General features: G+C 61.6%; 15 protein-coding genes and 1 tRNA gene. 3 read left to right on the forward strand and 13 right to left on the reverse strand.

Going from position 1 to position 13,359, the window contains the following annotated elements; all coding sequences use genetic code 11:
* Nucleotides 1-40 precede the first annotated feature (40 nt).
* Nucleotides 41-883: a class I SAM-dependent methyltransferase gene (locus tag PQR54_RS33090; RefSeq protein ID WP_408253110.1), complete on the reverse strand. Its 843-nt coding sequence runs from the start codon at nt 881-883 to the stop codon at nt 41-43.
* Nucleotides 884-1,266: 383 nt separating this feature from the next.
* Here PQR54_RS33090 and PQR54_RS33095 point away from each other — a divergent pair, with 383 nt between their 5' ends.
* Entirely contained in the window at nt 1,267-1,587 is a 321-nt protein-coding gene (locus PQR54_RS33095; RefSeq protein WP_408253112.1) for a type II toxin-antitoxin system HicA family toxin, read from the forward strand.
* A gap of 90 nt (nt 1,588-1,677) precedes the next feature.
* On the opposite strand, the gene PQR54_RS33100 is transcribed toward PQR54_RS33095, so the two are convergent.
* Nucleotides 1,678-1,887: a DUF1059 domain-containing protein gene (locus PQR54_RS33100; protein WP_106284210.1), complete on the reverse strand. Its 210-nt coding sequence runs from the start codon at nt 1,885-1,887 to the stop codon at nt 1,678-1,680.
* Nucleotides 1,888-2,269: 382 nt separating this feature from the next.
* On the opposite strand from PQR54_RS33100, the gene PQR54_RS33105 reads away from it, so the two are divergent.
* Nucleotides 2,270-3,535, forward strand: a complete 1,266-nt coding sequence (locus PQR54_RS33105) for a TIGR03862 family flavoprotein (RefSeq protein ID WP_408253114.1) — start codon at nt 2,270-2,272, stop codon at nt 3,533-3,535.
* 147 nt (nt 3,536-3,682) lie between these two features.
* Here PQR54_RS33105 and PQR54_RS33110 read toward each other — a convergent pair whose 3' ends face one another.
* The 8 genes from PQR54_RS33110 to PQR54_RS33145 form a co-directional block, all read right to left on the reverse strand.
* Nucleotides 3,683-4,807, reverse strand: a complete 1,125-nt coding sequence (locus tag PQR54_RS33110; RefSeq protein ID WP_408253116.1) for a methyltransferase — start codon at nt 4,805-4,807, stop codon at nt 3,683-3,685.
* 392 nt (nt 4,808-5,199) lie between these two features.
* Nucleotides 5,200-5,275 (reverse strand) — tRNA-Thr (locus PQR54_RS33115).
* Nucleotides 5,276-5,294: 19 nt separating this feature from the next.
* A complete protein-coding gene (locus PQR54_RS33120) occupies nt 5,295-5,804 on the reverse strand; it encodes a ClpXP protease specificity-enhancing factor (protein WP_408253118.1) in 510 nt (169 codons plus the stop codon).
* A gap of 70 nt (nt 5,805-5,874) precedes the next feature.
* Nucleotides 5,875-6,486, reverse strand: coding sequence for a glutathione S-transferase N-terminal domain-containing protein (locus tag PQR54_RS33125; protein WP_006052302.1), 612 nt, complete (start codon nt 6,484-6,486; stop codon nt 5,875-5,877).
* 95 nt (nt 6,487-6,581) lie between these two features.
* Nucleotides 6,582-7,337 carry a cytochrome c1 gene (locus PQR54_RS33130; RefSeq protein WP_408253120.1) on the reverse strand — a complete coding sequence of 252 codons (756 nt, stop codon included), beginning with the start codon at nt 7,335-7,337 and terminating at the stop codon, nt 6,582-6,584.
* Nucleotides 7,338-7,358: 21 nt separating this feature from the next.
* A complete protein-coding gene (locus PQR54_RS33135) occupies nt 7,359-8,738 on the reverse strand; it encodes a cytochrome b (protein WP_408253122.1) in 1,380 nt (459 codons plus the stop codon).
* A complete protein-coding gene (gene petA / locus PQR54_RS33140; RefSeq protein ID WP_012434493.1) occupies nt 8,738-9,358 on the reverse strand; it encodes a ubiquinol-cytochrome c reductase iron-sulfur subunit in 621 nt (206 codons plus the stop codon). Before petA ends, PQR54_RS33135 begins: the two co-directional genes overlap by 1 nt.
* A 255-nt stretch (nt 9,359-9,613) precedes the next feature.
* Complete coding sequence (locus PQR54_RS33145) at nt 9,614-10,360, reverse strand: Nif3-like dinuclear metal center hexameric protein (RefSeq protein WP_408253124.1); 747 nt, start codon at nt 10,358-10,360, stop codon at nt 9,614-9,616.
* Between the two features lie 19 nt (nt 10,361-10,379).
* On the opposite strand from PQR54_RS33145, the gene PQR54_RS33150 reads away from it, so the two are divergent.
* The gene (locus PQR54_RS33150) at nt 10,380-11,603 is read left to right on the forward strand and encodes a Do family serine endopeptidase (RefSeq protein WP_106314103.1); all 1,224 of its coding nucleotides are present in this window, start codon (nt 10,380-10,382) and stop codon (nt 11,601-11,603) included.
* A 138-nt stretch (nt 11,604-11,741) separates the two neighbouring features.
* Here PQR54_RS33150 and tatC read toward each other — a convergent pair whose 3' ends face one another.
* The 3 genes from tatC to tatA are packed head-to-tail and all read right to left on the reverse strand — an operon-like array spanning nt 11,742 to nt 13,353.
* Nucleotides 11,742-12,521 carry a twin-arginine translocase subunit TatC gene (gene tatC, locus PQR54_RS33155; protein ID WP_408235033.1) on the reverse strand — a complete coding sequence of 260 codons (780 nt, stop codon included), beginning with the start codon at nt 12,519-12,521 and terminating at the stop codon, nt 11,742-11,744.
* A gap of 34 nt (nt 12,522-12,555) precedes the next feature.
* Nucleotides 12,556-13,074, reverse strand: a complete 519-nt coding sequence (tatB, locus tag PQR54_RS33160) for a Sec-independent protein translocase protein TatB (protein ID WP_408253127.1) — start codon at nt 13,072-13,074, stop codon at nt 12,556-12,558.
* A 39-nt stretch (nt 13,075-13,113) separates the two neighbouring features.
* Nucleotides 13,114-13,353 (reverse strand): Sec-independent protein translocase subunit TatA, encoded by a 240-nt coding sequence (tatA, locus tag PQR54_RS33165; protein ID WP_106284200.1) that lies wholly within the window; start codon nt 13,351-13,353, stop codon nt 13,114-13,116.
* Between the last annotated feature and the right edge of the window lie 6 nt (nt 13,354-13,359).

A 13,359-nucleotide genomic window follows, 5' to 3' on the forward strand; every position in this document is an offset into this window, starting at 1 on the left:
GCCACGCGCCCGCCACGAGCTACTGCGCGACTTCGCCTGATCAGGCCGAAACAAAAAACCGCTCCTTCAGCTCTTCGATCCCGAGCGTTTCCATCACCTCGTTCAAGCGTTCGGCCGGCCGACGCCTCGGCAGATCCTTGTACTGGGCGATGATGAGTTCATTCTTCATGGAATGCTCCCAACCCACCAGCTCGGTCACGCTGACCTGATATCCGTGCGCTTCGAGCTGCAGACACCGCAGTACATTCGTGATCTGGCTGCCGAACTCCCGCGTGTGCAACGGATGCCGCCAGATCTCCGTGAGGGCGTTGCCGAGAGATTTGCCCTTGTTCTGCCGCAGCACCCCCGCCACCTCCGCCTGACAGCACGGCACGACCACGATGTACTTCGCCTTCTTTTCGAGCGCGAAGCGCAGCGCGTCGTCGGTCGCGGTGTTGCAGGCGTGCAGCGCGGTCACGATGTCGATCTGGGCCGGCAAGCGGTCCGACGTGATCGACTCGGCCACCGACAGATTCAGAAACGACATGCCCGTAAATCCCAGCCGGCCAGCGAGCTCTTCCGACTTCGTGACGAGCTCTTCACGCGTCTCAATGCCGTATATATGTGCCGCACCGCCCGCATCTGCCTGAAACTCCTTGAAGAAAAGGTCATACAGGATAAAACCTAGATAGGACTTGCCCGCGCCGTGGTCGACGAGGGTCACGGCGCCCTGCTCGTTCTTGAGGTCTTTGAGCAGCGGCTCGATGAACTGGAACAGGTGATAGACCTGTTTCAGCTTGCGGCGGCTGTCCTGGTTCATCTTGCCGTCGCGCGTAAGGATGTGAAGCTCCTTCAACAACTCGACGGATTGATTTGGGCGAATTTCGTGCGTTTTGCTGGACATCGAGGGAAACCGCCAATAATTGCAGCGCGAACGTGCGACAGGTGACGGAAAAAGGGAAAAGTTGCTGCCAGTTTACCCAAAGTGCGGCTTGCCGACTGAAAGAGCCGCGCAAACCAAGTCAGAAAGAACTTAAACCTGGAACACTTCCTGCTCGAACAGCATGACGTGGAAGGTTCCGGAAAGGTGCAAAAGCAGCTTGCGTGACGCCAGGCCCAGTGGTGCTGGCGGTCGCGCCTATAACAACGGGCTGCGGCCGTGGCTTTCACCACGCGAACCGAGTGCATGTGGGGAGGACGGTCCCGGAACACGGGCCGAACGTTACGTAACCAGCAGCGCGCCGAGACGTCAGGCGGACGCGCGCTCGGAAAATAGAAGAGGCGGCAATGGATACGGTACCCAACGGAAACGTCGAACAGAAATTTCAGGAAATGCTGGCGAGACTCATCGCCACCCCGGCCTGGTCCGAGAAGCAGCAACTCGAACTGGAAATGGCCCGCGATATCTCGACGGAAATGCTCCGTCTGGCCGAAGTCATGCGCGACGGCAGCGTGGACATGGAAACTTGCCTGACCATGCTCAAGTACGCCAAGGTGCTCGACTTCGTCATGACTACGCTTGCTTCGCGGCGCGATATCAAGCCGCAAACGCTGCGGGTCATCTTCAAGCTCGCCGGGTTGAAAGTGGACGAGGCGTACCCCGGCTAGGACATCGTTCGACGATGCTGCGACCCGCGCGGGCGGCAAGACGCCGTTCGCGCGGGTCGCTCGTTCTGTAGCTCCCCAAAAGACAGCAACTCACGCGCGCGGCGCCTCGACCGGCGGTGTGCCGTCGTGGAAGAGCGTCTTGAGTTGCGAGCGCAATTCCGGCGAATCCGTGTGCTTATGCACCGTGACCGCATGCTGCACGGCGGCGTCGAGCAATTCGCTCTCGCTGTCAGCAGACAGGGCGACGGTGCAGTTCGTTTCGCTCGGAAACTCGCGGCAATCGATGTATTTGCGGGACATGGCAGTCTCCTTGATTCAGACGACGTTCAGACATCCACGCAGGCAGCAGACGCGCGGACCGCATCGCCGGCCGTGACACGGCGGCTCCGATCGCGCGGATAGCGCCGGGTGGCGGGAAGTTGGCGAGTTGGTTTGACGCGAGGAAGACGCGCGCGGCGTCCGATGGAAGGTGTCTGAAAAGTATAGGTCGCGTCGTCGGATAACACAGTAGCGGATGCAAGCCCCGGCGAATGCGCGACCGCCTGAACCCAACCTTTTTCCGCCCGCCGGCCCGCTCGCGCGTTTGCCCTGCGCTGCCCAGGGTGTGAGAATAGCGCCCTCCGCGCCGCCAGATCATTTGAGCCATCGGCGCGCCGCCACTTCCGCTCTTCCGCAGGCCCGCATGTCATCCTCATTCCACTCCGCCCGCGTCGCCGTGATCGGCGGCGGCCCCGCCGGCTTGATGGCCGCCGAGGCGCTCGCGCAGCAAGGCGGGCAGGTCGACGTCTATGACGCCATGCCGTCAGTCGGCCGCAAGTTTTTGATGGCGGGCAAAGGCGGCATGAACATCACGCACTCGGAGCCGCTCGAGCCGTTTCTCGGCCGCTACGGCGCGCGCCGCGAACAGATCGCGCCGCTCGTGCGGGCCTTCGATCCCGACGCCTTGCGCGCGTGGTTGCACGGGTTGGGCGTGGAGACATTCGTCGGCAGTTCGGGGCGCGTTTTCCCGACGGATATGAAAGCCGCGCCGATGCTGCGCGCGTGGCTGCATCGACTGCGCGAAGCGGGCGTGCGGTTTCACATGCGCCACAAGTGGTGCGGCTGGGACACCGAAGCCGGCGACGCCGCCGCGCATACGTTCCGTTTCGCGACGCCCGACGGCGAGCAAGCCTTCACCTTCGACGCCGTGGTGTTTGCGCTCGGCGGCGCAAGCTGGCCGCGTCTCGGATCGGACGCCGCATGGGTCCCACTGATGACCTCGCGCGCTGTGCCCATCACGCCCCTACTGCCAGCGAACTGCGGTTTCGACGCGGACTGGAGCCCCTACCTGCGCGAGCGTTTCGCGGGTCAACCGGTCAAGCCGGTGGCCATCTCGCTCACCGACGTAGACAATAAAGTCCACAATCGACAAGGTGAAATACTTTTGACCGAAACGGGCCTCGAAGGCAGTCTGATCTATGCCTTGTCGGCGGCGATTCGAGACCGGATTCTGGTTGACGGCGACGTAATGATCACGCTCGATCTGGCGCCAGGCTTGGCTTTGGAGCGGGTCGTCGCCGAAGTTACGCGACCGCGAGGCTCACGTTCGATGTCCAGCCACTTGCACGGCCGAATCGGCATTGGCGGGGTAAAGCTGGCTCTGTTGCACGAGATTTTGCCGAAAGAAGCCTTCGCCGACGCCAACGGTCTCGCGCACGCCATCAAGGCGCTGCCGGTGCGGCTTACGCGCACCCGGCCGATCGCGGAAGCGATCAGCACTGCCGGCGGCATTCCCTTCGAGGCGCTCGACGAGCATCTGATGATCGAGCGCCTGCCCGGCATCTTCTGCGCGGGCGAAATGCTCGACTGGGAAGCGCCGACGGGCGGCTACCTGCTCACCGCCTGCTTTGCCAGCGGCCTCGCGGCAGGGCGCGGGGCGGCGGCGTATGTCGGCGGCGCATCGACCTGACGCGCCGCATTGCCGCTCTCATTGTTGAAAGAGCCGCAATGCGTCTCACCTCTTCGGGTAGAGGGAGCCCCATCGGTCGTCCCACAGCGGAACGGCGATCCGGCTTCCTCGACGCGGCCCTACCCGACCCGCGCGCCTATCTCACGCCTACCGCGCCTTCAGACGCCACAGCGACGTCACTTCGGCCATGCGCGCCGTGTGCAGCGCATCGGTTTCATCGGTCGACTTGGGGTGGTGCGGACGAATGTCCTCGCGACTCACCACCGTCAGCCCCGCCTTGTCGATAGCAGCCAGCAGCCAATCGCGCGTGCGCAAACCGAGATGCTCCGCGAAATCCGACATGATCAGCCAGCCTTCGCCACCCGGCGACAGATGCTCCGCCAGCCCGTTCAGGAAGCCTAGCAGCATGCGGCTTTCCGGATCGTAGATCGCGTACTCGATCGGCGACGCAGGTCTTGCCGGCACCCACGGCGGATTGCACACCACGAGCGGCGCGCGGCCCTCCGGAAACAGATCGGCCTGCACGACGTCGACCTGCTGGTCGTAACCCAGACGCGTGAGGTTTTCGCGCGCGCAAGCGAGCGCACGCGGATCCTGATCGGTAGCGACGATTTTCTTCACGCCCCGTTTCGCGAGCAGCGCCGCCAACACGCCCGTACCCGTGCCGATATCGAACGCCTTGTTCAGCGAAGGCAGCGGCGTGCGCGCGACGAGATCCACGTATTCGCCGCGCACCGGCGAGAACACGCCGTAATGCGGATGAATCCGGTCGCCTAGCGCGGGAATCTCGACGCCCTTCTTGCGCCACTCGTGCGCGCCGATCATGCCGAGCAGTTCTCGCAGCGACACGACGGACGGTTCGTCGGTCGACGGTCCGTAGGTTTCAATGCAGGCTTGCTGGACATCGGGCGCGCGGCGCAGCGGAATAGCGTAGGCGGCGTCGAGCGGAATCAGGATCATGCCGAGCGTGCGCGCGCGTTGCGACTGCGCCTGCCGATGCAGATTGAATGCGTCGAGCGGCGTTTCGCCCTGCTTGCGCGGCTTGCGCTCCAGTCGGCGCGTCACCGCTTGCAGCAGCTGGCGAGCGTTCTGGAAGTCGCCGTTCCACAGGAGCGCCGTCCCTTCGCACGCCAGTCGGTAGGCGGAATCGGCGGTGGTGCGGTCGTCCGCAACGATGACACGCTTGGGCGGCGGCACGGCTGCTTCGGAGCGCCAACGCGCTGAGCGGGGGCCGTCGGCTTCGGGCCAGGTGAGGGTTGCAGGGCTGGTCATGGTGAGGTGGGATCGGTGTTGCGGGAGCGACGCGCTGAGAAGCCGCGTCATCGGGGGCGTTGCCCGCCGGAGTACTTGGAAGCGTTGCCGACTGACGCCCGAATAGTACCTCTGTCGTCCGGATTCGCGGTGCGCTATTCGCCCATGGAACGGATGAAGCGTACGGTATGCCGGCCTCGCCCGAGGAATTTGTAGACTTATAAGTCCATAATCGACAAGGTGAAAGAGATATGGTGATTTTGGACCGTTCAGCGGCTCACCAATGTTTCATGAAGCCGGTCCGTTTGCAGCCGGAAGCGCCGTGCAGCGGCACGAACATGGCGTCTTATCGATAAGCGCGCACCAAGAAAAAACGGGGTTTCTGATTGAACAGAAACCCCGTTTAGTACAACTGGTGCCGGCTGCAGGACTCGAACCCGCCACCTCATGATTACAAGTCAAGCGCTCTACCTGATGAGCTAAGCCGGCATGAGGCCGTGATTCTACTTCATTTTACGATCTTGAGGCGAGCCCTTCCGCCGCCTTTCGATCCATCGTCGTCAGGCTGCGGGCCGGCCGTGTCGCTATCCGCTTTGACGGCGGCGGCATCCGTAGCCGGTGCCGTTTCGACAGCGCGCGGCGCGGGCGCTTCGGTCTCGTCGGCCACTTCCGCATCGGCGCCCGAATCCTGCGCTTCGCCGCCCGTCGACTCGACCGGGAACGCCATGCCCTGGCCGTTCTCGCGCGCGTAAATCGCGAGAATATTGGCGATCGGCACCTCGATCTTGTGCGACTTGCCGGAGAAACGCGCGCTGAACTCAATCCACTCGTTGCCCATCTGCAGTTGGCTGGTCGCCTCGAAGCTGATGTTCAACACGATTTCATTGTCGCGCACGAACTGACGCGGCACGCGCGTCTGATTGTCGACCCGAACCGCGATGTGCGGCGTATAGCCGTTATCCGTGCACCACTCATAGAGCGCGCGCAGCAGGTAAGGCTTGGTGGAAATCTCTTGCATCAACTGTCCTCTTACCGGGCGCGGGCCCGCGCTCAATCCGCCGCGCGGCGCCCTCGCCCCAAAGCCACACTCAACGACGCATCACCTTTTCCGAAGGCGTCAGCGCTTCGATATAAGCCGGGCGGCTGAAAATGCGCTCGGCGTACTTCATCAGCGGTGCGGCGTTCTTCGACAGTTCGATGCCGTAGTGATCCAGACGCCACAGCAACGGCGCGATCGCGACGTCGAGCATCGAGAACTCTTCGCCGAGCATGTACTTGTTCTTCAGGAAGATCGGCGCGAGTTGCGTCAGACGATCGCGGATCGCAAGACGGGCTTTCTCGTGATTCTTTTCCGCGGCCTTGCCCTTTTCGTTTTCGAGCGTGCCGACGTGCACGAACAGTTCTTTCTCGAAGTTCAGGAGGAACAGGCGGGCGCGGGCGCGCTGAACCGGATCGGCCGGCATCAGTTGCGGGTGCGGGAAGCGCTCGTCGATATACTCGTTGATGATGTTCGATTCGTACAGAATCAGGTCCCGTTCGACGAGAATCGGCACCTGACCATACGGATTCATCACGGCGATGTCTTCCGGCTTGTTAAACAGGTCGACGTCGCGGATCTCGAAGTCCATGCCCTTTTCGAACAACACCAGCCGGCAGCGCTGGGAGAACGGGCAAGTTGTGCCGGAATACAGAACCATCATGTTTACGTTTCCTCAAAAAGCTGAAAGGCCAGCGCGCGGAAAAACCGTCCAACAGGTTTTTCCTGGCGCCGGCCCCACGCCGGGTGACGGCGTGATTATTTGATATGTTTCCAGTACGCGGCGTTCAATCGCCAGGCGAAAAAGCTCAGGATACCGAGGAACAACAGCACCCACACGCCAAGCTGCTTGCGGGTTTTCTGAGTCGGTTCGGACATCCATGACAGGTACGACACGAGGTCGGCCACAGCAGAATCATAATCTACCGGCGACATCGTCCCCGGAGTGACCTGCTGGAAGCCGACAAATTTGTGTACCGTCTCGCCAGTTTTTTCGTCGGTTTCATCCCCGAACTTCGCGGTACGTTCGCCCTGAAGCTGCCACAGCACGTGAGGCATGCTCACGTTTTCATACACCAGATTGTTCCAGCCGGTCGGCCGCGTATTGTCGCGATAAAAAGTGCGCAAATACGTATACAGCCAGTCTTTGCCGCGCGCCCGCGCTTCCACCGACAGATCCGGCGGGCTCGCGCCGAACCACGCTTGCGCGTCGGCCGGCCGCATTGCCACGGTCATCGTGTTGCCGATTTTGTCCGTGGTGAACAGCAGGTTCGCCTGAATTTCGTTCGGCGCAATGCCGATGTCGGTCAGGCGGTTGTAGCGCATCAGGTTCGCGCTGTGGCAATTCAGGCAGTAGTTTACAAACAATTGCGCGCCGTGCTGCAAGGAAGCGAAATTCTCCGCGTTATCCGGCGCGCGGTCGAGAGGGAAATTCTCGTCCGCGTAAGCCGGGGCGGCCAGCACCGCGAGCAGTGTCGCGCCGATCAGCGCGCACTTCGTAAGCAGTTTTTTCATTCGTGTTCTCCTGGCTCGCGATTAGTGAGGCTTGAACCGCACCCGTTCGGGCGGCTGCTTGAACGTGCCAAGCCGCGTCCAGAACGGCATACCGAGGAAAAACGCGAAGTAGATCAGCGCGCAGACCTGCGCGATCAACGTGGCGACCGGCGACGGTGGCTTGGTGCCGAGGAAAGCCAGCGTCAAAAACACGAGCACGAAGATCCCGTAGAACACCTTGTGGAAAAACGGCCGGTAGCGAATCGACTTGACCGGCGAGCGGTCGAGCCAAGGCAGGAAGAACAGCGACACGACCGCGCCGCCCATCACCACCACACCCCAGAATTTCGACTCGGTGAACGCCATGGCCAGAATCACCAGCACGGCGAGCACCGGCAGGCCGAATTTCCACTTGCCGCGCGCGCGCACCAGCGCAAGCAGACCGAGCAACCCGATCACGACCATCAGCACGATCTTGAACGGATCAGTCGTGGCGCGCAGCATCGCGTAGAAGGCCGTGAAGTACCACACCGGCGCGATTTCAGGCGGCGTTTGCAGCGGGTTGGCCGGCACGAAGTTGTTCGCTTCGAGGAAGTAGCCGCCCATCTCCGGCGCGAAGAAAATGATCGCGGCGAAGATCATCAGGAACACCGTGACACCCATGAAATCGTGCACCGAGTAGTACGGGTGGAACGGAATGCCGTCGAGCGGAATGCCGTCCGGGTCCTTCTTCGCCTTGATCTCGATGCCGTCCGGGTTGTTCGATCCTACTTCGTGCAGCGCGACCAGATGGGCGACCACCAGACCGATCAACACCAGCGGAATCGCGATCACGTGAAACGCGAAAAAGCGGTTCAGCGTGACGTCCGAGACCACGTAGTCGCCGCGAATCCACAGCGACAGGTCGGGCCCGATGAACGGAATCGCCGAGAACAGGTTGACGATCACCTGCGCGCCCCAGAACGACATTTGCCCCCACGGCAGCAGATAACCGAAAAACGCCTCGGCCATCAGGCACAGGAAAATCGCGCAGCCGAAAATCCACACCAGTTCACGCGGCTTGCGGTACGAGCCGTACATCAGCCCGCGGAACATATGCAGATAGACGACGACGAAAAACATCGACGCGCCCGTGGAGTGCATATAGCGGATCAGCCAGCCCCACGGCACCTCGCGCATGATGTACTCGACCGACGAGAACGCGAGCGTCGCGTCGGGCTTGTAGTTCATGGTGAGGAAGATGCCGGTGACGATCTGGTTGACCAGCACCAGCAGCGCAAGCGAACCGAAGAAGTACCAGAAGTTGAAGTTCTTCGGCGCGTAGTACTCGGAAACGTGTTTCTTCCAGGTGGAAGTCAGCGGAAAGCGCCGGTCGATCCAGCCGACCAGCCCGGTCGTCTCTACTTCGTGTTCGATCGCCATTACGCTTCTCCTTTCTCGTCCTTGCCGATCACGAGGCCGGTGGCCGAGGTGAACATGTAAGGCGGGATGTCGAGGTTCTGCGGCGCAGGTTTGTTCTTGAAGACGCGGCCGGCCATGTCATAGGTCGAGCCGTGGCAAGGGCACAGGAAGCCGCCTGGCCAGTCGTCTGGAAGATTGGGCTGCGCGCCCTCCTGGAAGCGCGGCGTCGGCGTGCAGCCCAGATGGGTGCACACGGCGACGGCGACGAAAAGGTTCTTGTGGTCGGTGCGTGAACGGAACTCGTTATTGCAGTACTCCGGCAACGGCATCGAAAAAGGATTCTTGGTGTGGGGATCCGCTACTTCGTTATCGGCTTTCTGGACATCGGCGAGCATACGGTCGGTGCGGTTGATGATCCACACCGGCTTACCACGCCAGGCAACGGTCTTCATGTCGCCGGGCTTGAGATCACTGATATCGACTTCGACCGGGGCACCTGCTGCCTTGGCCTTTTCAGATGGTGCAAACGAACTAACAAAGGGTACGACAGTGGCAACGCCTCCAATGCCACCTGCTACGGTCGTCGCTATCAGCCAGGTACGGCGGCTGCCGTCGACGCGTTCATCTTCCTTGTCTCGCATCACACGCCCCACTTCTGAGTTGGATTTTTCCTTCACGTCGCTTCTACCGCCGCTAGTTTGCGCGAATGGAGTCGCCATTTACAAGGCCCGATTGCCAAAAACCGTGCGAAGCCTTTGATAAATCAGGGTTTCTCCGTACTAATCGCAAACCTTTTTGCACCTCCTTTTAAGTGCCCTCTCCGTTATTCCTGCCTTTTGCTTCGCTAATGCGTTTTGCGTCGCTCTCGCGATTGCGATTGCGATTGCGATTGCGATTCAAACGGGATTAGGGATATCGATAAAGAGGTGCTCGATATCGAACTGCTCTGAGAGATGCTTGCCCACCGCCTGCACGCCGAAGCGCTCGGTGGCATGATGGCCCGCCGCGAGAAACGCGACGCCGCTTTCCGCCGACGTGTGCATCACCGATTCCGACACTTCGCCGGTCAGATAGACGTCGGCGCCCGCGTCGATGGCCGCGTCGAACATGCCTTGCGCGGCGCCCGTGCACCAGGCCACACGCCGGAGCTGACGGTCAGGGTCGCCGAACACGAGCGGCGTGCGGCCAAGCGTCTGCTCGATCTCCGCGGTGAAGTGCTCGAGCGTGATCGGCATGGGAAAGGTGGCGAGCCAGCCGAGGTCGTTCTCGCCGAAGCGCGCGTCGCTGATCCAGCCCATCTTCTGGCCGATCTGCGCGTTGTTGCCGAACTCGGGATGATCGTCGAGCGGCAGGTGATACGCAAACAGGCTGACGTCGTTGCCGATCAGCAGTTTCAGCCGTGCGTGTTTGCGGCCGGTGATCTGCGGCGCTTCGTTGCGCCAGAAATAGCCGTGGTGGACCAGCACGGCGTCCGCGCCCCAGTCGAGCGCCGCCTCCAGGAAGGCCGCCGAAGCGGTCACGCCGGTCGCGAGCTTATTGATCTTGCGGCGCCCTTCGACCTGCAATCCATTGGGGCAATAGTCCTTGAAGCGCGCGGTTTCAAGGAGATTGTTCAAGTACAATTCAAGTTCGATCCGATCCATATAAACCTCTAGTCTTCAGATGCTTAGACGCTTTTGGCTGTTCTTTGCCCAAGCGGTGACCGTGCTGTTGGCGCTCATGTTCATCATTGCGACCCTCAAACCGCAGTGGCTCCAGCGTCAAGGGCAATTCGGCAAGCAACTCGCCGAACCGATCGTCGCCCTGCGGGAAGTAGCGCCAGGCATCGGTAGCGGCCCAGCTCAGGCGTCGTACGCGGATGCCGCGCAAAAGGCCATGCCCGCGGTCGTCAATGTGTTTTCCAGCAAGGATGGCTCACTGCCGCCGGACCCGCGCGCGAAAGATCCGCTATTCCGCTACTTCTTCGGCGACAAGAACCGCAAGCAGCAGGAACAACCCGCATCCAATCTGGGCTCCGGCGTGATAGTGAGTTCGGAAGGTTACATTCTAACGAACCAGCACGTCGTGGACGGCGCCGATCAGATTGAAATCGCGCTGGCCGACGGCCGCACCACGAATGCGAAGGTGATCGGCATTGATCCGGAAACGGATCTGGCCGTGCTCAAGGTCAACATGACCAACCTGCCCACCATCACGCTAGGCCGTATGGACCAGACGCGCGTGGGCGACGTGGTGCTCGCCATCGGCAATCCGTTCGGCGTCGGCCAGACGGTGACCATGGGCATTGTCAGCGCGCTCGGGCGCAATCACCTCGGCATCAACACGTTCGAAAACTTCATTCAGACCGACGCGGCCATCAACCCGGGCAACTCGGGTGGCGCGCTGGTCGACGTGAACGGCAACCTGCTCGGCATCAACACCGCGATCTATTCGCGCTCGGGCGGCTCGCTCGGCATCGGCTTCGCGATTCCCGTTTCGACGGCGAGGAGCGTGCTCGAGAGCATCATCACCACGGGTTCGGTCACGCGCGGCTGGATCGGCGTCGAACCGCAGGACGTCACGCCGGAGATCGCCGAATCGTTCGGGCTGGAGCAGAAGTCGGGCGCGATTGTCGCGGGCGTGCTGAAGAACGGCCCGGCTGACCGTGCGGGCATCAAACCGGGCGACATTCTCATGAGCGTGAACGGTCAGGAAATTACCGACACCACGCGTCTGCTGAATGTGATCGCGCAGATCAAGCCGGGCACCGCCGCGAAGGTGCATCTCGTGCGCAAGAGCCGCGAGATGGATCTGGACGTCACCATCGGCAAACGCCCGCCTCCGCCGAAGCAACCGGCCGAGGACAATGGCGGCGGCAGCGGCGATCAGGACGACGACGGCGGTTGAGAACGTAGCGAAGGGCCAATAGAACGCAACGCCCCGCAATAAACAAATGCAAACCGTGCGCCGCGCACGCAAACAAAAAGGGCAGTCCATCACGGACTGCCCTTTTTGTTTGCATTAGTTCGCCGAAGCGCTAAACCATCATTCCGACGGGCTCGCGTCTTCGATCACCACCGGCTGTTTGCCGACGATCAACCGCGCCGCAATGATCCCCGCCTCGTACAGCACGATCAGCGGAATCGCCAGAATCAGTTGCGAGAACACATCCGGCGGCGTGACCACGGCGGAAATCACAAACGCACCGACGATCACATACGGACGAATCTCCTTGAGCTTCTTGAGCGTCACCACGTTCATACGCACCAGCAGCACCACGACGATCGGCACTTCGAACGTCACGCCGAACGCGATGAACATGGTCAGCACGAAGCTCAGGTAATTGTCGATATCCGTAGTCATCTCCGCGCCGAGCGGCGCGTTGTAGTGCGCCATCACGCGGAAAATGGTCGGGAACACCACGAAGTACGCGAACGCCATGCCGCACAGGAACAGCGTGTAGCTGCTTCCCACCAGCGGCCCGACCAGTTTCTTCTCGTGCTGATAAAGACCGGGCGCGACGAATGCCCAGATCTGATAGAGCACGATCGGCAGCGCGATCACGAAGGCCACCAGCATCGTCACCTTCATCGGCACGAAGAACGAGCCGGTGACATCGGTGACGATCATCTTGCCGTCCTTCGGCAGGTTCTGCATCAAAGGCCGCGCCAGCAACCGGAAGATATCCGGCGCCCAATACACGAGTCCGACGAACACCACGACGACGGCAAGGCCGGCGCGAATGATACGGTCGCGCAATTCAACGAGGTGGGAAATGAAGGTCTCTTCAGTGCCTTCGTCCTGGGTATGCTGGGGGTCGCTCACGCCGGCCCTCGGTTAGAGATTGTCGTTCTGATCATCAGAAGAACCGCGTCGGGCGACGCATGCTGGTCGGCGTATGCCGCGCCACGCGCGCCGCGCCCGACTGCACACGCGTGCGGCGCGTGGTCGCGCGTTTGTACCAGGTGGGCATGGCCGTCTGCTTGACGCGCCAGTTCTTGCGTTTGGCGGCCGCGGCAGGCGTGCTGCCCGACCACGAGGTATTGCCCACGTCTTCAAGCGCGCCGCCGGCAATGCTCGGCGACACCGACGAGCCGCTGCTCCACGCGTCGTTCAGTTCGGACTCGTGCTTGCGCAGGTTGTCCTGAACGGAAGTTTGGACGTTGGTCGCGGCAGCCTCGAACTCGCTTTTCATCCGACGCAATTCGTCGAGTTCGATTTCGCGCGTGACTTCGGCCTTCACGTCGTTGATATACCGCTGCGCGCGGCCGAACAGCGCGCCGGCCGTGCGGGCGACGCGTGGCAGGCGCTCAGGCCCGAGTACGACCAGCGCGACGACGCCGATCAGCGCCATCTTGGTTAGACCGAGGTCCAGCATGAAGTGGAATGTCCGTCAGTAACGCGGTTGAGCCGCGGCTTAGCGGTAATCGCCGGAACGCGGCGTCTTTTCCTTTGCTTCCACGTCCACCGCGCCGTTGCGCGGCAGTTCGCGCTGCTGCGCTTCGGCCGCCGGCGTTTCGCCTTCCTTGATGCCTTCCTTGAAGCCCTTCACCGCGCCACCCAGATCGGTGCCGATATTGCGCAGCTTCTTCGTGCCGAACACGAGCGCTACGATCAACAACACGATCAGCCAATGCCAAATACTCAACGAACCCATGACTAC

It is taken from the genome of Paraburkholderia phytofirmans, assembly GCF_046028095.1.
GTDB lineage: Bacteria > Pseudomonadota > Gammaproteobacteria > Burkholderiales > Burkholderiaceae > Paraburkholderia > Paraburkholderia phytofirmans_A.